This window comes from Nocardia sp. NPDC051929, assembly GCF_044548645.1.
In the GTDB taxonomy this organism is placed as follows: domain Bacteria; phylum Actinomycetota; class Actinomycetes; order Mycobacteriales; family Mycobacteriaceae; genus Nocardia; species Nocardia sichangensis.
On record NZ_JBIUCG010000001.1, the window covers coordinates 252345 to 273054 of the forward strand.

The window sequence follows — 20710 nt, forward strand, 5'->3', positions numbered from 1 at the left end:
TCGAGTAGTTGTACACGGGTGCGCGGGTCGCGCCATCCGGAAACTTTGGTCCATGAGCACAACGACCGCGGCGCAGAAAGCCAGCGCCGCTTACGTCGCACAGGCCGCGATCGCCTTCGGCATCAGTTTCGTCGGCATCGGCATCGGGATCTACGCGCTCCCGCTGGACGTCTGGCAGCGCGGATTCCTCGGTATGTCCGTGTTCTTCCTGGTGACCAGCACCTTCACGCTGGCGAAAGTGGTGCGCGACCAGCACGAGGCGGCGACCGTTCACGGTCGCATCGATCAGGCGCGGATGGAGAAGCTGCTCTCCGAGCACGATCCGTTCAATTCCGTCGCCTGAGTACGCGCACCTGGGCGGGCCCGGTAACGAGGGGTTCAGGCCCGCCCAGGTGGGCGTCTCGTCAGACGGTTCCGGCGCCGAACAGCTTCGGCAGCGTGCCCTCGTGCGCGGTCCGCAACTCGTCCATGGCGATCGAGAACTGGCCCTGCACCTCGACCGAATCCGAGCCCTGATCGACCACGCCGATGCGCACCCACGGCAGTTCGCGCGCGGTGCACATGCGGGTGAACCTGGTCTCCTCCGAGCGGGGAACCGCGACCAGCACACGGCCCGCCGACTCGGAGAACAGCGTGACGAACGGATCCGCGTCCTCGGGAAGCAGGATGCGGCAACCGGTCTCACCGGCGAGCGCCGCTTCGACGACAGCTTGAGCGAGACCGCCCTCGGACAGGTCGTGCGCGGCGCTGATCATGCCGTCGCGCGAACCGGCGGTCAGCACCTCGGCGAGCAGCTGTTCGCGGGCGAAGTCGACCTTCGGCGGGACGCCGCCGAGATGGTCGTGCGCAACCTGCGACCAGATCGACCCGCCGAACTCGTCGCGGGTCTCGCCGAGCAGGATCAGCGTCTCGCCCGGCTCCAGGCCGATCCCGGTCGGGATGCGGCGGTGCACGTCGTCGATCACGCCGAGCACGCCGACCACCGGGGTCGGCAGGATCGCCGTCTGGCCGGTCTGGTTGTAGAAGCTGACGTTGCCGCCGGTGACCGGGATGCCGAGCGCCACGCAACCGTCGGCCAGGCCGCGCACCGCCTGCTGGAACTGCCACATCACCCCGGGATCCTCGGGCGAACCGAAGTTCAGGCAGTTGGTGACCGCCTTCGGCGTTGCACCGGTGCTGGCCACGTTGCGGTAGGCCTCGGCCAGCGCGAGCTGCGCACCGGCATAGGGGTCCAGCTTGGTGTAGCGGCCGGACGCGTCGGTGGCCAGCGCGATGCCTCGGCCGGTCTCCTCATCGATCCGGATGACGCCCGCGTCGGCCTGATCGGCCAGCACGGTGTTGCCGCGCACGTAGCGGTCGTACTGCTCGGTGATCCACTTGCGGCTGCACAGCTGCGGGCTGGAGATCATCCGCAGCAGCGTCGCGCGCAGTTCGTCGGCGGTTTTCGGACGGGCGAGCCGGTCCGGGGTGTCGGCGATCAGCGCGTCCTGCTCGTCGGGGCGCGCGACCGGGCGCTCGTACACCGGACCCTCGTGCGCGACGGTGCGCGGCGGCACGTCGACCACCGTCTCGCCGTGCCAGGTGACCACCAGCCGGTCACCGTCGGTGACCTCGCCGATCACCGTGGCCAGCACGTCCCACTTGCGGCACACGGCCATGAACGCGTCCACGTTCTCGGGAGTGACGACCGCGCACATGCGCTCCTGCGATTCGCTGGAGAGCACTTCGGCGGGCGTCATGCCGGTCGCGCGCAGCGGCACCTTGTCCAGCTCGATGTGCATGCCGCCGTCGCCGGCCGCCGCGAGTTCGGATGTGGCACAGGACAATCCGGCGCCGCCGAGGTCCTGGATGCCCACCACCAGCTTCGCCGCGTACAGCTCTAGACAGCACTCGATGAGCACCTTCTCGGTGAACGGGTCGCCCACCTGCACCGACGGCAGCTTCTTGCGGCCGGAGCCGGATTCGTCGCCGGAGAAGGTGTCCGAGGCCAGCACCGAGACGCCGCCGATGCCGTCCAGGCCGGTGCGCGCGCCGAACAGCACGATCTTGTTGCCGGTGCCGGAGGCGAAGGCCAAGTGCAGGTCCTCGACTCGCATCACGCCGGCGCAGAGCGCGTTCACCAGCGGGTTGCCCTGATAGGAGGCGTCGAACACGGTCTCGCCGCCGACGTTCGGCAGGCCGAGCGAGTTGCCGTAGCCGCCCACACCGCGCACCACGCCGTCCACCACGCGACGGGTGTCGGCCGCGTCCGCCGCGCCGAAGCGCAGCTGGTCCATCACCGCGATCGGGCGCGCGCCCATCGCCATGATGTCGCGCACGATGCCGCCGACGCCGGTGGCCGCGCCCTGGTACGGCTCCACGTAGGAGGGGTGATTGTGGCTCTCCACCTTGAAGGTGACCGCCCAGCCGTCACCCACGTCGACGACGCCCGCGTTCTCGCCGATGCCCGCGAGCATGGATTCGCGCATCTCGTCGGTGGTGGTCTGGCCGAAGTAGCGCAGGTGCACCTTGGAGGACTTGTAGGAGCAGTGTTCGCTCCACATCACCGAGTACATCGCCAGCTCGGCGTCGGTCGGCCTGCGACCGAGGATCTCCTTGATGCGGGCGTACTCGTCGTCTTTGAGGCCGAGTTCTTTGTAGGGTTGCGCCACGTCGGGGTTTGCTGCGGCTGCGCTGACGGTGTCGACCTGCGGAGTCACGGAGTACCAGGGTCCTTTCGGCCGGGCATGGGGGTCGGCAAGCCGGCGGGGTGGGCGAGCTCAGCGAAGCGACGAGCGTTGTCACTGGGCGGCGGCGAGATGCCTACGTGTAAGTCTAGAGGCACTGGGTACCGACTATGCGCACCGGCTACTCTGGGCCCGTGAACGAAGGATCGGGGGTCGCGAATCCGGGTGAGAGATCGGTCACCTCGGATGCCGCGCCGACCGGCAGCGGCGGATCGGGGACCACATCCGGTCACGCGTCGCCGAACCCACTGAGCCCGCAAGTACGCTGGCTGATTGCTGCGATCGCGTTGTTCGCGGTGTCGGCGATCGTCTCGCTGCTCGCGCACTGGTGGCACGGCTACATCGACCTCCAGGTGTATCGCAACGGCGCCCGGGTCTGGCTGGACGACGGCGACCTGTACGGCCCGATGCCGCCGGTCGAGGGAATCGGACTGCCGTTCACCTATCCACCCTTGGCCGCGTTGTTCTTCGCGCCGCTGGCCCTGATGCCGCTGGTCGCCGCCGAGGTGCTGGTGGTCGTCACCAATGTAGTCAGCCTTGGCATCTCGCTGTGGCTGGTGCTGACCCGCCTGCGGCCCGAGCTGTCGCGCCCGATCCTGCTCACGCTGGTCATCGGCGCGGTCGCGGTGGCGCAGTTCTTCGAACCCATCCGCCAGACCTTCGGCTTCGGCCAGATCAACCTGGTGCTGATGGCCGCGATCACACTGGACTGCCTGGCGCGCAAGCCTTTCTGGCCGCGCGGCATGCTGATCGGCATCGCGGTGTCGGTGAAGCTGATCCCCGCCGGTTATCTGCTGTACTTCGTGCTGCGCAAGGACTGGAAAGCCGCGGGCACACTGGTGGTCTCCGCGATCGCGGCGGTGGGTCTCGGATTCCTGCTGTTCCCCGGCGATTCCGTGGACTATTGGTTCCACACCCTCGCCGACACCGGCCGGATCGGACCTCCTTACTTCGCGGGCAACCAGTCCATCAAAGGCATGGCCTTCCGCCTCGGCATCGGCGACACGGCGGCCACACTGGTGTGGATCACCTTGTCGGTGCTGGCGGTCGCGCTGGCCGCGGTGTGGATGCGCAGGCTGATCGAGGCGGGCGCCACCGTGGCGGCGCTGCTGGTGAACGCCGCGGCGGTGCTGCTGGTCTCGCCGGTGTCGTGGTCGCATCACTGGGTGTGGATCGCGCCCGCACTGGTCGTCGCCGCCGACCTCATGGTGCGCGGTGCGCGCAGCCCGCGGGCGATCGGCGTGGTCACGGTCGCCGCCGCGCTGTTCCTGGTCGGCCCGCACTGGCTGCTGCCGCACTCGCGCGACCGCGAGCTGGACTGGGCCTGGTGGCAGCAGATCATCGGAAGCAATTACGTGCTCGCCACTTTCGCCGTGTTCGTCGTCGCGGTGTTCACCTATCGCCCGGTGGTCTCGGGCGTGAGGAAGGCGGCCAGCGCGGCGGCGTAGGCCGGAACGTCGAACGCGCCCATCAGCTCGCGCGCCGAATGCATCGCCAGCTGCGGCGCACCGACGTCGACGGTCGACATGCCGGTACGCGCCGCGGTCATCGGCCCGATGGTGGAGCCACAGGGCAGGTCGGCGCGATGGACGTAACGCTGCAACGGGACCGCGGCCTGCGCGCAGGCCAGCGCGAACGCGCCCGCGCCGGTGGAGTCCGTGGCATAGCGCAGATTCTGGTTGACCTTCAGCACCGGCCCGCCGTTCACCTCGATCCGGTGCGCGGGCTCGTGCCGCTCCGGATAGTTCGGGTGCGTCGCGTGCGCCATGTCGCCGGACGCGCACACCGAACCGGCCAGTGCGGCGAGATATTCGGCGCGGCCGCCGCCGCGCGCGAGCACGATCCGCTCCAGCACCGCGGGCAGCAGATCGGACTGCGCGCCGCGGTCGGACTGACTGCCGACCTCCTCGTGGTCGAACATGGCCAGCACCGGGACGGCCGCGCCCGGCTCCTCGATCGCGGCCAGGAACGCCTGCAAGCCCGCGAAGCAGGTGCCCTGGTTGTCCAGTCGCGGCGCGCTGACCAAGTCCTGGTCCCGCCCGATCAGCCTGCTCGGCGTCAGGTCGTGGGTCATCAGCTCCCAGCCGAGCACGTCGCCCGGATCGACCTCGGCCCAGTCGGCCACGAAATCGATGAAGGCGGCCGCCTCGTACCCCGCGCCCCACACCGCGTTGACGTGCCGCTGCGGATCCAGCGTCACACCCCTACGGTCCTCGGACAGATGGATGGCCAGCTGCGGCACCCGCAGGATCGGCTCATCGATGCGAACCAGGCGCTCGCGCATTGTGGTTCCGTCCCGCACGCTCAGCCGACCGGAAACACCCAGCTCCCGGTCGAGCCACGAGTTCAGCCACGCACCACCGTAGGGCTCCAGCCCGACCAGCTGCCAGCCCGCCGAGGTCAGGTCGGGATGCTGCTTGACGCGCAGGTTGGGACTGTCGGTGTGCGCTCCGACCACGCGGAACCCCGTCGCGGCCGCGGTGTCCCCCGCCGCCCAGGCGACCAGCGACCCACCGCGAATCACGTAATGCCTGCCCGGGCTCTCCGCAGACCAGGTCTGCGACTCGGCGAGCCGGGTGAACCCGCGCGCGTCCAATTCCGCGGCGACCGTGCGGCAGACGTGGAACGGCGACGGGGACGCATCGATGAACGCGCACAGCCCGGCGGCCGTGGCTGCGGTGGTGGAGACGGGCATGCCTGCGATCCTAGGCAAGCGGGGCGCGACCGGCGTGTCCCGGTCGCTGGGCACGCGTGGCGAATACCGTCCGAAACGGTCCGGACTATACCGTTATAGCCGCACCGAGATCAGCTCGAGGCGCCCGTCGATTCATCCCACAACATAAGGGCAAGAATGGTCCGGCGACCGATCACGAATCGGACGTACGCGGCATTCATCGGACGAATGTCCGGTACGCCGGAGTATTTACTCCGAGGCGATGGAAACCAGGTCGAGCAATCGCATGAGTTCGGTATATCGGCGTGCGCCGATTCGCCCGCGCAACTCCTGCTCGGCGCGCGCCTCCTCCGCGCGCACCTCGCCGACCAAGTCGGCGCCGAGCCTGCTCAGGCCGATCAGGATGCGGCGCCGATCGTCCTGCGCGGCGAGCCGGAAGATCAGGCCGCGCTCGGCCAGATAGTCGGCATGCCTGGTGGCAGAGGACGGCGCGAGCTGCGATTTGGCCGCCAGCTCGGTCATCGTGATACCCGCGTCGCCGCACAGATTCGACAGCATCGACCACTGATCCGGCGAGAGCTGCCTGGCGCACAGCGCCGCGTCCAAATGCCGTACCCAACCGCGCTCCGCGGCACGCAGCGCGCCATGCAGCGTCGAATTTCCGCTTACAATGGACGTCATTATTTCCCGCCTGCCGTGAATTCCGTTCGAACGAGAAGAAGAGTACCGAATGTCGACGCCGATCGAGAGCCCCGACGGCACGATCGAGGTCCTGAACATAGTGCCACGGCAGGGACCTGGCGGTATCGTCGCGCCGTCCTGCGATGCGGCGATATCGCTCGCGGTCGACGAAATCAACCGAGGCGCGGGAATTCTAGGGCGGGAAATTCGTACTACGAATATCGACGGGGGACGGTCGCCGCACGAGGTGGCCGCCGAGGTCTCCGCCCTGCTGGCCACCGGCATGGTGCACGCCATCACCGGCTGGCACACCTCCGCGGTGCGGCGGGCCGTGGCGCGAGCCGGTGCGGGCCGGGTGCCGTACCTGTACGCCACCAGCCACGAGGGACTGACCGACGAGCTACCCGGCGTGCTGATGCTCGGCGAGCACCCGGCCGGACAGACCGTGGCCGCCGTGCACTGGCTCGAACGCGAGTACGGCGTGCGGCGCTGGGCCGTCATCGGCAACGACTACATCTGGCCGCGCCGGTCCGCCAAGGCGATTCGGGAAAGCCTGTCCGACCCGGCCGCGATCGTGCTGGAAAGGTATGTGCCACTGGGATACGCGGATTTCGCGGACTTCCTCGCCCATCCGGCGCTGGACTTGGCCGACGCCGTGGTGATCCTGATGGTCGGCGCCGACGTCGCCCGCTTCAACCGGCAGTACGCGGCCAGTGGCCGTGCCGCGACGCAGTTGCGGGTGAGTCCGGCCGCCGACGAAAACGTGCTGTTGGCAGCGGGAGCGGAGGCGAACCACGACTTCTTCGTGGCGTCCAGCTTCTTCCTCGACGACCGTATGTCCGACGGACGCGACCGGATGACCCGCTATCGCGCGCGGCACGGCGCGTTCGCTCCCGCGCTGACCAGCTTCAGCAACGCCACCTACGAAGCCGTCCACACGCTGGGCGCGCTCGCGCGGACGGTCGGATCACTGGAGGTGCCGGAGATCCTCGACGCCCTCGACCACGGCCTGCACCTCGAAACCCCTTCCGGAATCAGGGGTTTCCGAGGCAATCAGGCGATTCAGCACGGCTACATCGCCCGCGCGAACGGCGTCGACTTCGAGATCGTCGACCGGATCAGCTGACCCGACGCCGCGGGACGATCACACCCCGACCAGCGTGTCCAGCACCGAGAGGAACAGGCCGAGCCCGTCGTCGCTGGGGCCGGTCAGCGGCTCGGTGGCATGTTCGGGATGCGGCATCAGGCCGACGACGCGACCGTTGGCCGAGGCGATACCCGCGATACCACGCTGCGAGCCGTTCGGGTTGTCGCTCGCGTAGCGGAAGACCACGCGGCCCTCGCCTTCGAGCTGGTCCAGCACGGCCTCCGACGCCTGGTAGCGCCCCTCCCCGGACTTGAGCGGGACGAGGATCTGCGCGCCCGTCTCGAAGCGGGAGGTCCACGCGGTCGACACCGACTCCACGGTGAGCCACTCGTCGCGGCAGATGAAGTGCAGCCCCTCGTTGCGGGTCAGCGCGCCGGGCAGCAGGCCGGCCTCGCACAGCACCTGGAAGCCGTTGCAGATGCCGAGCACCGGCAGCCCGGAGCCCGCCGCTCGCACGACCTCGCCCATCACCGGGGCGAAACGGGCGATGGCGCCCGCACGCAGGTAGTCGCCGTAGGAGAAGCCGCCGGGCACGATCACCGCGTCGACGCCCTTCAGGTCGGCGTCGGCATGCCACAGGTCGACCGCCTCGGCGCCGGCCAGACGCACCGCCCTGGCCGCGTCGATGTCGTCGAGCGTGCCGGGGAACGTGATGACCCCGATGCGCGCGGTCATGAGACGCGAACCACCTTCCACTCCTCGATCACCGTGTTGCACAACAGCGATTCGGCGATCTGCTCGAGCGCCGCGTCGTCGACGCTGTCGTCGACGTCGAGTTCGAATCGCTTGCCCTGCCGCACGTCCGAGATGCCCTCGAATCCCAGACGCGGGAGTGCGCCAACGATGGCCTGCCCCTGCGGATCCAGGATCTCGGCCTTCGGCATCACCTCGACCACGACTCGTGCCACGCGTTGCTCCTCATGTGGTTGGGGGGTTACCTCAGCAGCGTAGTTGTGCTGGTCGCGTGCGTCATCCGCGGGGTCGGCCGAGACCGTGGCGCTGTCGTGGAGAACACACCCGGCGTGGTTAGCATGGCGGCATGCGCATAGCCCACTTCGGCCATTCCTGCCTCCTCGTCGAGCTGCACGGCAAGAAGATCCTGTTCGATCCGGGCACCTTCTCGCACGGCTTCGAGGGCCTCACCGGCCTGGACGCGATCGCGGTCACCCATCAGCATCCCGACCACATCGACCCGAACCGGATCGAGGCGCTGATCGACGCGAACCCCGGCGCACGGTTGCTGTCGGACCCGCAGACCGCCGAGCAGCGCGGCGAACGGTGGGAGGCGGTGCATGCGGGCAACGTGCTGACCCTCGGCGATCTCCGGATCACCGGCGGCGGGGGCAGGCACGCGATCATCCATCCGGAGATCCCCGTGATCGACAACACCGTCTTCCAACTGGGCACCGCCGACGACCCGGCCCAGCTCGTCCACCCCGGCGACTCGCTGTGGGTGCCCCCGGTCCCGGTCGGCGTGCTCGCCGCACCGGCCGCCGCGCCCTGGATGCGGATCAGCGAAGCCGTCGATTACCTCCGCGCGGTCGCTCCGCGTGTCGCGCTGCCCATCCACTACGGCATCATCCGGGAGGAGGCGCAGGGCATCTATTTCGGCAGGCTGTCGGAGATGGCCCCGGCCGGAACCGAATTCCGGGTGCTCGAGGCGGAGAAAGACACCGATCTGTAGCGCTACCCGGCGTAGGTGGCGAGGAATATCGCCTCGGCCAGCGCCATGTGTTCGATCTCCTTCGGATCCACGCTCTCGTTGGGCGCGTGGATCAAGGACTTCGGCTCCTCGACACCCATCAGCATGATCTCCGCGTCCGGATAGGTGGTGGCGAAGACGTTGCACAGCGGAATCGAGCCGCCCTGCCCCTGGGTGGTCGCCGGGCGGCCGTAGGACGCGGCCAGCGCCGCTTCCATCGCGGCGCGCGCGGGCCCGCCGGTCGAGGAACGGAACGGCGCTGCGGTGCCTTCCAGCTCGACGGTCAGCCTGGCGCGCCACGGCGTGTTGGCCTCGAGATGCGCGAGCAGCGCCTGGTACGCGTCTTCCGGGTCGGTGCCAGGCGGAATACGCAGGTTGAGGCGGGCCCGCGCGGTCGCGGGGATCGCGGCGGCCGATCCGACCACCGGCGGCGCGTCGATGCCGAGCACGGTCAGCGCCGGTCGCGCCCAGAGCATGTCGGCGACAGTGCCGTCACCGATGAGTTCGACGTCGCGCAGGACGCGCGCGTCGGCGTGGAACTGCTCGCTCGGGTACTGGACCCCCGGCCAGACCTGATCGTTCGACAACCCGTCGATGGTGGTGTTGCCCCGCTCGTCGCGCAGCGAGGCCAGCAAGCGGATCAGCGCGGCCAGCGCGTCCGGGGCGGGGCCGCCGAACATGCCGGAATGCAAAGGGCTGGCGAGCGTTTCGATGGTGACCACCACGTTCACGCCGCCGCGCAACGTCTGGGTCAGGGTCGGCACACCGGCGGCGAAGTTGCCGCAGTCGCCGACCACGATCGCGTCCGCGCGCAGCAGTTCCGGATTGGCCTCGACGAAGCGCTCCAGTCCTCCGGTGCTCTGCTCCTCGGAACCTTCGGCGACGACGGTCACCCCCAACGGCAGATCCGGGCCGAGCGCGCGCAACGCCGTCAGGTGCATGACGATGTTGCCCTTGCAGTCGGCGCTGCCGCGTCCGTACCAGCGCCCGTCGCGCTCGGTCAGTTCCCACGGCGGGGTGCGCCACGCCGCCTCGTCCATCGGGGGCTGAACGTCGTAGTGACAGTAGAGCAACACCGTGGGCGCGCCGTCGGGGGCGGGCCGGGACGCGACGACCGCCTTGGTGCCGTCCGGCGTTTCGTGTAAGCCGACCGTGGTCAGTCCGGCGGCGACGAACGCGTCCGCCACCCACTGGGCCGCCATGTCGCACTCCTCGATCGGATACTGCCGTGGATCGGCCACCGATTGGAACGAAACAAGCTGCGCCAAATCGGTTTTCGCCTGGTCCATCAATCCGGCCACGGCACCGCGCAATTCCGCCACCCGCACATCCTCCGCCATTCCCCCACCCTATCCCCCGTTCCTCGGGCGGAGTTCGCGCCGCCTGCCGGGTGTTCGGACGGTCCGCGCGCGGAAGCGGGAAGTGCGCCCGATGGTGGAAAGGGTGTGCCAAGCTGAGCGTCGAGGGCGTTGGCTAACTGTCGGCATCCTCGGCAGGCACACCCGCACAACGTCTAATCGGGAGGCCGTTCTCATGTCCGAAGCAGCCGATGACCTGTTCGCCCTGCCGGGGCTCAGCCGGTCCGCGCCCCGGTCCGGATTCCCCGCGCACGAGATGTTCCCTCAGGTCGCCTACGAGATCGTGCACGACGAACTGATGCTCGACGGCGTCTCCAGGATGAACCTGGCCACGTTCTGCACCACCTGGGTGGACGACCAGGCGCGCAGGCTGATGTCCGAATGCCTGGACAAGAACATCGTCGACAAGGACGAGTATCCGCAGACCGCCGAGCTGGAGCGCCGAGCCGTCCGGATGGTCGCCGATCTGTGGCACGCGCCGGATCCGGCCGTCACGCACGGCACCTCGACCACCGGATCCAGCGAGGCGGCCATGCTCGGCGGCTTGGCGGCGAAATTCCGCTGGCGCAAGCGCGGCGGCACGGGGACGCCCAACTTCGTCTGTGGACCGGTGCAGGTGTGCTGGGAGAAATTCGCGCGCTATTTCGATGTCGAGATCCGCCAGATCCCGCTACGTGGCGAGCGGCTCACCATGCACCCCGACGACCTCGCCCAGTACTGCGACGCGAACACCATGATGGTCGTGCCCACCTTCGGGCAGACCTACACCGGCCTGTTCGAGGATGTGGCCGGGATCAGCGCGGCGCTCGATGCCTTGCAGCGCGAGAAGGGCCTGGACATCCCCATTCACGTCGACGCGGCCAGCGGCGGCTTCCTGGCCCCGTTCGCCGCACCGGATCTGGTCTGGGATTTCCGGCTGCCCAGGGTCAAGTCGATCAACGCCTCCGGCCACAAGACCGGGTTGGCCCCACTCGGCGCGGGCTGGGCGATCTGGCGCGAAGCCGACGACCTGCCGGAGGAGTTGATCTTCGACGTCGACTACCTCGGCGGCAGCATGGCCACCTTCAACCTGAACTTCTCCCGGCCCGGCGGGCAGGCGATCACGCAGTACTACCAGTTCATCCGGCTGGGGCGCACCGGCTACGCGCGGGTGCAGTCCGCGATCTACCGCGCGGCGCAGCACTTGGCCGCGGGAGTGCGCGGGCTCGGGGTCTTCGAACTGATCCACGACGGCGACCCGCAACGCGGCATCACGGCGGTGTGCTGGCGCCTGACCGGCGATCCCGGCTTCAACCTCTACGACCTGTCCGACCGGCTGCGTTCCCGAGGCTGGCTGATCGCCGCCTATCCGCTGCCCGCCGACCGGAACGACGAGACGGTGATGCGGGCGGTGCTGCGCCACGGCTTCACCATCGACATGGCCGACCTGCTGCTCGCGGACCTCGACCGCTGCATGCGGCAGCTGCGGCAGCGGCCGTTCTCGACCTCGCTCACGCGCGCCGAGGCGGGCGGCTTCACACACGACGCTGCGCCCGCCGTAGCGAAGCCGTCGATCGCCGCGTCCTGACAGCGCCGCCGCCCGGCTACGCCATTCGCGGGCGGCGGCGCCGATCGGTCGCGCGAAGGCGGTCCCGACCGGCCGCGGGCGATGGAGCCGACCCACCGTCGCCCGCGGCGTCAGTCATGCGGCCCGAGCCGCCGCGAAGGGCTCCCACCGGTAGGTGGCGCCCACCGCACCGTGGAACAGCGCGAGGTCGACGGCGTCGAGCATGGCTTGGCGCGGGCCGGACCGCCCCAGCTGTGCGGCGGACACGGCCAGCCGCAGCAACCCGCCGCGACGGGCGGTGCGCGCGGCGCCCATGACCAGGGCGCGGCACCACCACGGTTCCGCGCGGAAACCCTCGCCGATGCCGTACACCCTGGCCTTCTGCGCCGTGTTGCGCTCCAGGTCGACGATCGACGTGAGGCCGAGCGCCAGCCGGAAACCGGCTCCTGGCAGCGCCTCGAGCGCCCCCGTCGAGGCATCCCAGCGGGGAGCGGCGAACAGCCGGGTGCGCAGGTCGGCCTGCTCCAGCACCCGGTCCGCGGCGGTCAGCCGCAGCCGCGCCTCGTGTCCGGGCAGCATGGCGAACTCGGCGCGCCGCCGCTTGGTGGCCGCCTGGTCGTAGCCGTGTAGCACGATCGCGTCGCCGCGAGCCCGCCTGCCGCGCAGCCAGGCCTGCGTCGCGGGATCCTCCAGCAGCCGGTATTTGCCCTTCAGCCGCGGCGCGACCAGCAGCGAGAGCGGCACGCCGCGCCGATCCATCTCTTCGGCGAATTCGATCGCCGTGTCCCGGGTGGTGTCCCTGATCCCGGAAATCGACACGATCAACTCAGCGTTCATGACCCCACGGTGCCAGCCGCACGTGTCCGTGATGTGCAGAGTGTATGACCACGTGGCGAACACTCCGCCACGCCTGTGCCGAGTGGTCGCCCCGCGGTCGGCGCGCCGATGCCACCCGATGGCGGGCGTCGGCGCGCCGGTGCGCTACGCGCCTGCGAGACCGAGCGTGTCCAGAATCCAAGCGTGCTCGAAGGCCACTTCCCGCCATTTCTCGTAGCGCCCGCTGACCCCGCCGTGGCCCGCGCTCATCTCCGTCTTCAGCAACAGCGGCGCATCACCGGTCGCGGTGGCGCGCAGCTTGGCGATCCACTTCGCGGGCTCGACGTAGAGCACGCGGGTGTCGTTCAGGCTGGTGATGGCCAGGATCGCCGGATAGTCCTTGGCTTCGACGTTCTCGTACGGCGAGTAGGACTTCATGTACGCGTAGACGTCCTCGTCGGCGAGCGGATTCCCCCATTCGTCCCACTCGATCACGGTGAGCGGGAGCGACGGATCGAGGATGGAGGTGAGCGGATCGACGAACGGGACGTTCGCCAGAATGCCCGTGAACAGTTCGGGGGCCAGGTTCGCCACCGCGCCGACCAGCAAGCCGCCCGCACTGCCGCCGTCGGCGATCAACCGGTCCGGGGCCGTGACCCCGGTGTCGACGAGATGCCGTGCGGCGGAGACGAAGTCGGTGAAGGTGTTCTTCTTGGTGAGCGTCTTGCCGTGCTCGTACCAGAGCCTGCCCATCTCGCCGCCGCCGCGCACGTGCGCGACCGCGAAGACCATGCCGCGATCCAGCAGCGACAATCGGGCAACCGAGAAAGACGGGTCGATGCTCGCCTCGTAGGAGCCGTAGCCGTACAGCAGCAGCGGCTTCGGCCCCTCGGCCGTCGTCTTCTTCCGCACGAGCGAGATCGGAATCCGGGTGCCGTCCTCGGCCACGGCCCAATCCCGGTGCTGCTCGTACTCGTTCGCGTCGTAGCCGCCGAGCACGGGCTGTTCCTTGCGCAACAGCAGCTCACCGGTGACCGGGACGTAGTCGAACACCTGCATCGGCGTGATGAACGAGGTCACACCGATGCGCAGGGTCGGCTGCGCCCACTCCGGGTTGGAGCCGACGCCGACCGCGAAGAGTTCCAGATCGAAGTCGAGTTCCCGGCGCTCGCCGTAACCGGAGTCGGTCAGCGGCCACACCGCGATCCGGGTGAGCGCCTCGCGCCGGTAGCTGAGCACCAGGTGGTCGCGGAACGCGTCGATATCCTCCAGCCGCACGTCCTCGCGATGGCCGATCAGCTGGGTGAGGTTCGACGGGTCGTCCACCGGCGCCTCGGCGAGCACGAAGTTCTCCGCCTTGACGCCGTCGACCACGTCGTTGTGCAGGATCAGGAAGCGGTGCTCGCCGCCGATCACCGCGTGCTCGGCGGAGTACTCGACGCCCTCGCGGCGCGGCAGCAGCACACGGAACTCGCCCTCGGGATCGTCGGACTCGAGGACCCAGCCCTCGCTGGTGATCTTGGAGCCGACCCAGATCATCAGGTATTTCTCCGAGCGGCTCGCGCCGATGCTGACCCAATAGCGCTCGTCGGGTTCGTGGAACACTTTGACGTCGGGATCGGTGGCGCCGAGCCGGTGCCGCCACACCGTATCGGGCCGCCACGACTCGTCGACGGTCTGATAGAAGACGTGGCTACCGTCCAGCGACCAGGTCGCGCCCGGAGCGGTGCCCGCGATCTCGTCGCCGAGCAGTTCGCCGGTGCGCAGGTCCTTGAAGCGCAGCACGTACCGCTCGTCACCGACGTTGTCCACCGAGTAGGCGAGCAGCGTGCCGTCATGGCTGATCGAGAACGCGCCGAGCGAGAAGAAATCGTGTCCTTCGGCCAGTTCGTTGCTGTCGAGCAGCACCTCTTCGCCCTGCACCTCGGTCTCGGCGTTCAGCTGCGGCGGAGTCCACGCGTCGATGCCTTCGGCGCCCGCCGCGATCGGGCACCGGCAGTGCACGCCGTACTGCTTGCCCTCGAAGCTGCGCGAGTAGTACCAGTAGTCGCCCAGCCGGGTTGGCACCGACAGATCGGTCTCCTGCGTGCGCGCTTTGATCTCGTCGAAGATCGTCTCGCGCAGCGTGCTCAGGTGCTCGGTCTGCGCCTCGGTGTAAGCGTTCTCCGCCTCCAGGTAGGCGATGACGTCGGGGTTGTCCTTGTCCCGCAGCCACTCGTACTCGTCGACGAACACGTCGCCGTGGTGCACCCGCTCGGTGGGCACCGTCTTGGCGACCGGCGGCGCCACCGCGCCGCTACCGGGTTCGGAGATCGTTCCGCTGTCGAGAGCCATGGCGTCCACCCTACTGTTCGGATGCCTCGCCGCCCGCCGCCTGGATGATGCCGTCGAGCACGTCACCGGTCCGGCGCAGATCGCGCATCGCCTGATCGATCCTGGCGCGCTCCTCGGTGAGCTTTTCCACCAGGAACGGCGTCGCCCTGGCGTTGGGCGTGCCGTCGACGTCGTGGATGCACGGCAGCAGTTCGCCGATCGTGTCGCTGTGCAGGCCGGCGGCGAACATCTGCTGGATGCGCCGGACGCGGTCGACCGCCGTCTCCGCGTACTCTCGCTGCCCGCCGGAGGTCCGCTCCGAGGCCAGCAGTCCCTTGGTCTCGTAGTACCGCAGCGACCGGACGCTCACGCCGGTCCGCTCGGCGAGTTCACCGATCCGCACCATCGCTCCTTGACCTAACATCAATGTCAGGTTTTACGGTACAGCCATGCTGCTGTTGACCGAATACCGCAACCACCCGCTCGACCTCCCCAACCGGATCGTCATGGCGCCGATGACCCGGCTGCGTTCGCTGCCCGACGGCTCGCCGACCGGCGACGTCGCCGCCTACTACGCCCAGCGCGCCACGGCGGGACTCATCGTCACCGAGGGCATCTGGCCGCATTCGACCGGCCAGAGCGAAGCGTGGGTGCCCGGCTTGCAGACGCCCGCGCACGTCGCGGCGTGGCGCCGGGTCACCGAGGCGGTGCACACGCGCGGCGGACGGATCTTCGCGCAGCTCATGCACGGCGGGCGCAAGGGTCATCCGCTCGCCCGGATCGATGGATCCTGGCCCGCCGGACCGTCGGCGGTGCTGGACGACGACAGAGTGCACCTGATCGACGGCGGCAAGGCCGATCCGATCACTCCCGCCGCACTCGATCGCGCGGATATCGAGGCCACGATCGAGCACTACGCCGCCGCCGCGCGCAATGCCGTGGCAGCGGGCTTCGACGGCGTCGAGATCCACGGCGCGAACAGCTATCTGCTGCACCAATTCCTCGCCGACAACACCAACCTGCGCGACGACGAATACGGCGGTTCGATCGCCAACCGCATGCGGCTGCCTCTCGCGGTGGTGGACGCGGTGAGCGAGGCCATCGGCGCGCACCGCACCGCCATCCGGCTCTCGCCGGGCAATCCCCAGTTCAACATGTACGAGGCGGACCCGGCCCCGCTCTACCGCGCACTCGTCAGCGAGCTCGATCGGCGCGAGTTGGCCTACCTGCACCTGACCGACAACGACCGCTACCCGGCGCTGGCCGACCTGCGGCCGCGCTGGCACGGCACGCTCATCGCGAACATCGGCGAGAATCGCGAGCCGACCACGGCGGCGGGCGCGGAACAGGTGCTGCGCGCCGGTCACGCCGACCTGGTTTCCTTCGGCAGGCAGTTCATCTCGAATCCCGATCTCGTGCACCGCATTCGGCATGACCTGCCGCTGGCTCCCATCCGCGAGGAATACCTGTACGGCCGCACCGCCGAGGGCTACAGCGACTATCCGAACTGGACCGCGGCCGAACTGGTGCGCGACTGACTCGTCGCTACGGGAAACGCGGGCGCGGCCGATTCCTCGCGTCCCGCGAAAACCCGAGAGGCCGGGGCATCACCGCGCCGATCGATGACGCCTCGGCGATGATCGCCGACCATGAGCCGAGCCGCGGCGAGCTCAGTCCAGCGCGCCGCGGATCGAGGAGGCCAGGTAGTCCAGATCCTCCCGCCGCGGACTGGTCGGGCGGCCGCGCAAGCCGAACCCGTCGCCCGGAGTACGCGGGATCACGTGCAAGTGGACGTGGAATACCTCTTGCCCGGCGGTAACTCCATCCGCCAGAAAGAAATTCACCCCGTCGCACCCCACCTCACTGGCCCGCAACGCCGCCGCAAGCCGCTGCCCCACCTGGAACAACTTCCCCCCGACGACCGGATCGAGCTCCGCAAGACTGCGCGCCGCCACCTTCGGCACCACCAGCAGATGCCCCGGCGTCATGGGCCGAATGTCCATGAACGCCACGACATCGTCGTCCTCGTAGACCTTGCTCGACGGCGCCCGCCCGGCAACGATATCGGCGAAAATCGTGTAGGGATTCACGACTCGCAGCCTATGCGGTCGTCTGTCTCTTCGTGCTACGCAATCCCTTCCGGTTCCCGCCCGCGCGACGAAGGATTTCGCCGCGAAAGGCGCAGTCCGCTAGAGGATCGGTGACGGCGAGTATCGGGCCGCGTCCGGGTACCGGTCGACGAGTTTCTGCACCTGGCCGATCACCTCGGCGACCTGGGCTTCGGCGGCGCCGACGAAGACGGACTTGTCGGACAGCGCCGCGTCGAGGGCGGGGCGGTCGAGCGGGAGGCGCGGGTCGGCGGCGAGGCGGTCCAGGAGGTCGGGTTCGCGACCCTGCTCGCGCATGGCCAAGGCGACCGCGACGGCGTGCTCCTTGATCACCTCGTGCGCGGTCTCGCGGCCGACACCGGTCCGGACGGCTGCCATGAGGATGCGCGTGGTGGCGAGGAACGGCAGGTACCGGTCCAGTTCGCGGGCGATCACCGCCGGGTAGGCGCCGAACTCGGCCAGCACGGTGAGGAAGGTCTCCATCATCCCGTCGATGGCGAAGAACGCGTCCGGCAGCGCGACGCGGCGGACCACCGAGCAGAACACGTCGCCCTCGTTCCACTGCGCACCGGCCAGCTCGGCCGCCATCGAGGCGTAACCGCGCAGCACCACTTGCAGACCGTTGACCCGTTCGCAGGAGCGGGTGTTCATCTTGTGCGGCATCGCCGAGCTGCCCACCTGCCCGGGCTGGAAACCCTCGGTGACCAGCTCGTGCCCGGCCATGAGCCGGATGGTGTGCGCGAACGAGGACGGGCCCGCGCCCACTTGCACCAGCGTGGACAGCACATCGTGATCCAGCGAGCGCGGGTAGACCTGGCCGACGCTGGTGAGCACGGTCGCGAAACCCAGGTGCCGGGCGACCTGCTGCTCCAGCCGGGCGAGCTTGGCCGGGTCGCCGCCGAGCAGGTCGAGCATGTCCTGCGCGGTGCCCATCGGGCCCTTGATCCCGCGCAGCGGATAGCGATCGATCAGCTCGCGCAGCCTGGTGAGCGCGATCAGCAATTCGTCGGCCGCGGAGGCGAACCGCTTGCCGAGGGTGGTGGCCTGCGCCGCGACGTTGTGCGAGCGGCCCGCCATCACCAACGCCTGGTATTCCGCGGCGCGCTCGGCCAGTCGCGCGGCGATCGCGACGCCGTGCGCGTGCACGTGCTCGAGCGAGAGCCGGATCTGCAGCTGCTCCACGTTCTCGGTGAGGTCGCGGCTGGTCATGCCCTTGTGCACGTGCTCGTGCCCGGCCAGCGCGTTGAACTCCTCGATGCGCGCCTTCACGTCGTGTCGGGTGACCCGCTCACGTTCGGCGATGGAGGACAGATCCACCTCGTCGAGCGCCCGCTCGTAGTCGGCGATCACCCCGTCGGGCACGTCGACGCCCAGCTCCGCCTGTGCCCGCAGCACCTCCAGCCACAACCGCCGCTCGAGTACGACTTTGTGCTCCGGCGACCACAGATGCACCAGCCCGGGACTGGCGTAGCGGGTGGCGAGGACATTGGGGACGATGCTCACGTCCGGTCAGTCTAGTGCTCGGTAACGATCCACTTGCTGGGGCGTGGCACGCACGGGGCTGTCCGCGGCCGCGTAGGCCGCCGCCTCCGGAGGCGCCGACCGCGCCGGGGGCGCGACGATGTCGATCACTTCCAGTAGCGCGCCGCGAGCCATCCGCCGGGGCTCCGGGTCCATCTCGGTGAGCGCGGCGACCACGGCTCCGTCCACCACCGCGACGAGTCGGCGCAACTGTTCCGGCCGCACCATCCGGTCGGATCGGCGCAGCACGTCGGCCAGCAGCTCGTCCAGCTGGGCCCGCAGCCGTAGCTGGACTTCGCGTAGCTCGGGGTGCCGCGCCGACGCGACCGATCGCTCGTAGCGGGCGATGAGCTGCCCGCGCGCGCCCTCGTCGGCCCCGTCGCTGCCCACCAGCAGGTCGAGCACCAGGTCGACGGTGGCCTCCGCGCCGCGGCGGCGGTGGCTCACCTCGCCGACGCGCCTGCGCATCGCGTCCAACTCGGCGTTGCCGCTGAACTCGACCGCTCGCGCGATGAGGTCGTCCAGCGATTCGAAGTAGTAGGTGGTCGACGCCAGAGGCAGATCAGCGCGCGTCGCAACCGAACGATGCCGCACCGCCTCGAATCCGCCTTCGAGCAACAGCTCGGCAGCGGCGGCTATCAAAGCCTGGCGACGCCGTTCGCCTTTCGGGGTCGTCGCGGTGATCACCGTGCCATCGTGCCAGTCGTCATCAGTTCTTCCAGGGGAAATCAGCGAGGAAAAGCAACCATCGTTGTTTTACCGCATCCGCGCGGCCGGGGTGCCGAACTGCGAAAAGTTCTTGCCGGGCAAAGCTTTCAAACGCGTAGATAGTGCCCTAGACGCAGCAGCGCCGCCTCGATGTCGGCGGTGGCTCCGGCAAACGAGAAACGTACCGTTCGGTGTCCGTTGACGGTGTCGAAATCCACTCCCGGTGCGAGCGCGACGCCGGTGTGGTTCAGCACGTCGGCGCACCAGGCGCGGGAGTCGTCGGTGAGGTGGCCGATGTCGGCGTAGGCATAGAAGGCGCCGTCGGCCGGGGCCAGGTCGGTGATGCCCAGTTTCGGCAGTCCGTCCAGCAGCAACCTGCGGTTCACCGCGTACCGGCGGACGTGCCCGTCGAGTTCCGCCTTGGCCTCCGCGCCGAACGCGTGCAGCGCCGCGTACTGCGAGATCGCGGGCGGGCACACCGTCAGGTTCGAGGCCAGGCGCTGCAACGCGGGGCGCAACCCGCTCGGCACCAGCATCCAGCCCAGCCGCCAACCCGTCATGGAGAAGTACTTGGAGACCGAGCCGATCACCACCGCTTCCCGCGATGTTTCCCACGCCGACGAGGTCGCGCTGTCGGCCCCCGTGTCATAGGTGATGCCGTGGTAGATCTCGTCGGAAATCAGCAGCGTGCCGTGCTCCTCGCACCAGCGGGCCAGCGCCGCGAGCTCCGCCGGGGCGATCATGGTGCCGGTGGGGTTGGCAGGGCTGGCCACCACCAGACCGGCGGGCGGCTCCGGAAGCGCTTCGAGCATGGCGACGGTGGGCTGGAACCTGGTCTGCGCGCCGCAGTCCAGCTCCAGCACGCGGCAGCCGAGCGCGGCGAGCGTGTTGCGGTAGGCCGGATAGCCCGGACGCGCGACCACGACGGTGTCGCCGGGGTCGAACGCGGCGAGGAAGATCAGCGAGAAGGCGCCGGACGAGCCGGTCGTCACGACGACGTCGTCCGGATCGACCTGATAACCATAGGTCTCCCGATGATGTTCGGCGATCGCTTCCCGAATCGCCAGGATGCCGAAAGTCTCGGTATAGCCCAGCAATTCGGACTGAATGGCCAGTTGGGTCGCGCGCAGCACCGGCGCGGGCGCAGGCGTCGACGGCTGCCCCGCCGCGAGTACGAGCACATCACCGTGCGTCCGGGCGCGTTCCGCGGCGGCTTTCCACACATCCATCACGTAGAAAGGTGGAATGGTCGACCGGCGAGATTCTCTGGACACTCGACAGACGGTAGAGCACGCTTCACCGCGCAGTCGCGGTTATGGTCTACCCGATGCTCGATAAGTCTCGACGAGACGGACTCGACCGAGTGCGCGGAGTAGCCGGCATAGGCGTCATTCCGCGCGACTGGCGTGC

General features: G+C 69.1%; 19 protein-coding genes. 6 read left to right on the plus strand and 13 right to left on the minus strand.

The features are described 5' to 3' along the window. Window positions 1-52: 52 nt before the first annotated feature. Window positions 53-343: a YiaA/YiaB family inner membrane protein gene (locus ACIHAX_RS00935; RefSeq protein WP_355076953.1), complete on the plus strand. Its 291-nt coding sequence runs from the start codon at window positions 53-55 to the stop codon at window positions 341-343. A 61-nt stretch (window positions 344-404) separates the two neighbouring features. Here ACIHAX_RS00935 and purL read toward each other — a convergent pair whose 3' ends face one another. After that, window positions 405-2699 carry a phosphoribosylformylglycinamidine synthase subunit PurL gene (purL, locus tag ACIHAX_RS00940; RefSeq protein ID WP_397275112.1) on the minus strand — a complete coding sequence of 765 codons (2295 nt, stop codon included), beginning with the start codon at window positions 2697-2699 and terminating at the stop codon, window positions 405-407. Window positions 2700-2860: 161 nt separating this feature from the next. Between purL and ACIHAX_RS00945 the strand changes: the two genes are divergently transcribed. Further along, entirely contained in the window at window positions 2861-4174 is a 1314-nt protein-coding gene (locus ACIHAX_RS00945; protein WP_397275114.1) for a glycosyltransferase 87 family protein, read from the plus strand. Here ACIHAX_RS00945 and ACIHAX_RS00950 read toward each other — a convergent pair. Then, a complete protein-coding gene (locus ACIHAX_RS00950; RefSeq protein WP_397275116.1) occupies window positions 4123-5421 on the minus strand; it encodes a M18 family aminopeptidase in 1299 nt (432 codons plus the stop codon). The two genes, ACIHAX_RS00945 and ACIHAX_RS00950, sit on opposite strands and share 52 nt — an antisense overlap. A 228-nt stretch (window positions 5422-5649) precedes the next feature. Beyond that, window positions 5650-6081, minus strand: coding sequence for a MarR family transcriptional regulator (locus ACIHAX_RS00955; protein ID WP_355076947.1), 432 nt, complete (start codon window positions 6079-6081; stop codon window positions 5650-5652). Window positions 6082-6130: 49 nt separating this feature from the next. Here ACIHAX_RS00955 and ACIHAX_RS00960 point away from each other — a divergent pair, with 49 nt between their 5' ends. Beyond that, window positions 6131-7207: a substrate-binding domain-containing protein gene (locus ACIHAX_RS00960; protein ID WP_355076945.1), complete on the plus strand. Its 1077-nt coding sequence runs from the start codon at window positions 6131-6133 to the stop codon at window positions 7205-7207. 18 nt (window positions 7208-7225) lie between these two features. On the opposite strand, the gene purQ is transcribed toward ACIHAX_RS00960, so the two are convergent. Next, the gene (gene purQ, locus ACIHAX_RS00965; RefSeq protein WP_355076943.1) at window positions 7226-7903 is read right to left on the minus strand and encodes a phosphoribosylformylglycinamidine synthase subunit PurQ; all 678 of its coding nucleotides are present in this window, start codon (window positions 7901-7903) and stop codon (window positions 7226-7228) included. Next, a complete protein-coding gene (gene purS / locus ACIHAX_RS00970) occupies window positions 7900-8136 on the minus strand; it encodes a phosphoribosylformylglycinamidine synthase subunit PurS (protein WP_195078153.1) in 237 nt (78 codons plus the stop codon). Before purS ends, purQ begins: the two co-directional genes overlap by 4 nt. A 131-nt stretch (window positions 8137-8267) precedes the next feature. Here purS and ACIHAX_RS00975 point away from each other — a divergent pair, with 131 nt between their 5' ends. Then, the gene (locus ACIHAX_RS00975; protein ID WP_397275119.1) at window positions 8268-8912 is read left to right on the plus strand and encodes an MBL fold metallo-hydrolase; all 645 of its coding nucleotides are present in this window, start codon (window positions 8268-8270) and stop codon (window positions 8910-8912) included. Window positions 8913-8914: 2 nt separating this feature from the next. Here the strand turns inward: ACIHAX_RS00975 and ACIHAX_RS00980 are convergent, their stop codons facing one another. Then, window positions 8915-10270 carry a dipeptidase gene (locus ACIHAX_RS00980; protein WP_356963655.1) on the minus strand — a complete coding sequence of 452 codons (1356 nt, stop codon included), beginning with the start codon at window positions 10268-10270 and terminating at the stop codon, window positions 8915-8917. A gap of 193 nt (window positions 10271-10463) precedes the next feature. Between ACIHAX_RS00980 and ACIHAX_RS00985 the strand changes: the two genes are divergently transcribed. Next, window positions 10464-11855: a glutamate decarboxylase gene (locus tag ACIHAX_RS00985; protein WP_397275122.1), complete on the plus strand. Its 1392-nt coding sequence runs from the start codon at window positions 10464-10466 to the stop codon at window positions 11853-11855. Between the two features lie 114 nt (window positions 11856-11969). Here ACIHAX_RS00985 and ACIHAX_RS00990 read toward each other — a convergent pair whose 3' ends face one another. From ACIHAX_RS00990 to ACIHAX_RS01000, 3 genes are all read right to left on the minus strand, one after another. Next, window positions 11970-12671, minus strand: coding sequence for a DUF2334 domain-containing protein (locus ACIHAX_RS00990; RefSeq protein WP_397275124.1), 702 nt, complete (start codon window positions 12669-12671; stop codon window positions 11970-11972). A 144-nt stretch (window positions 12672-12815) separates the two neighbouring features. Beyond that, window positions 12816-14984, minus strand: coding sequence for a S9 family peptidase (locus tag ACIHAX_RS00995; protein WP_355076934.1), 2169 nt, complete (start codon window positions 14982-14984; stop codon window positions 12816-12818). A 10-nt stretch (window positions 14985-14994) separates the two neighbouring features. Beyond that, entirely contained in the window at window positions 14995-15366 is a 372-nt protein-coding gene (locus tag ACIHAX_RS01000) for a MerR family transcriptional regulator (RefSeq protein ID WP_364425075.1), read from the minus strand. Window positions 15367-15412: 46 nt separating this feature from the next. Here ACIHAX_RS01000 and ACIHAX_RS01005 point away from each other — a divergent pair, with 46 nt between their 5' ends. Next, on the plus strand, window positions 15413-16501 hold the full coding sequence (locus ACIHAX_RS01005) for an alkene reductase (RefSeq protein WP_397275127.1): 1089 nt from the start codon (window positions 15413-15415) through the stop codon (window positions 16499-16501). A 132-nt stretch (window positions 16502-16633) separates the two neighbouring features. On the opposite strand, the gene ACIHAX_RS01010 is transcribed toward ACIHAX_RS01005, so the two are convergent. The 4 genes from ACIHAX_RS01010 to ACIHAX_RS01025 all read right to left on the minus strand — a co-directional run bounded on the left by ACIHAX_RS01010 (window position 16634) and on the right by ACIHAX_RS01025 (window position 20574). After that, window positions 16634-17053 (minus strand): HIT family protein, encoded by a 420-nt coding sequence (locus tag ACIHAX_RS01010; protein ID WP_364425079.1) that lies wholly within the window; start codon window positions 17051-17053, stop codon window positions 16634-16636. Between the two features lie 99 nt (window positions 17054-17152). Next, window positions 17153-18574: an adenylosuccinate lyase gene (gene purB, locus ACIHAX_RS01015; protein WP_355076928.1), complete on the minus strand. Its 1422-nt coding sequence runs from the start codon at window positions 18572-18574 to the stop codon at window positions 17153-17155. A 6-nt stretch (window positions 18575-18580) separates the two neighbouring features. Beyond that, the gene (locus tag ACIHAX_RS01020; RefSeq protein WP_355076926.1) at window positions 18581-19279 is read right to left on the minus strand and encodes a TetR family transcriptional regulator; all 699 of its coding nucleotides are present in this window, start codon (window positions 19277-19279) and stop codon (window positions 18581-18583) included. Window positions 19280-19407: 128 nt separating this feature from the next. Beyond that, window positions 19408-20574 (minus strand): pyridoxal phosphate-dependent aminotransferase, encoded by a 1167-nt coding sequence (locus tag ACIHAX_RS01025; RefSeq protein WP_355076924.1) that lies wholly within the window; start codon window positions 20572-20574, stop codon window positions 19408-19410. Window positions 20575-20710: the final 136 nt, after the last annotated feature.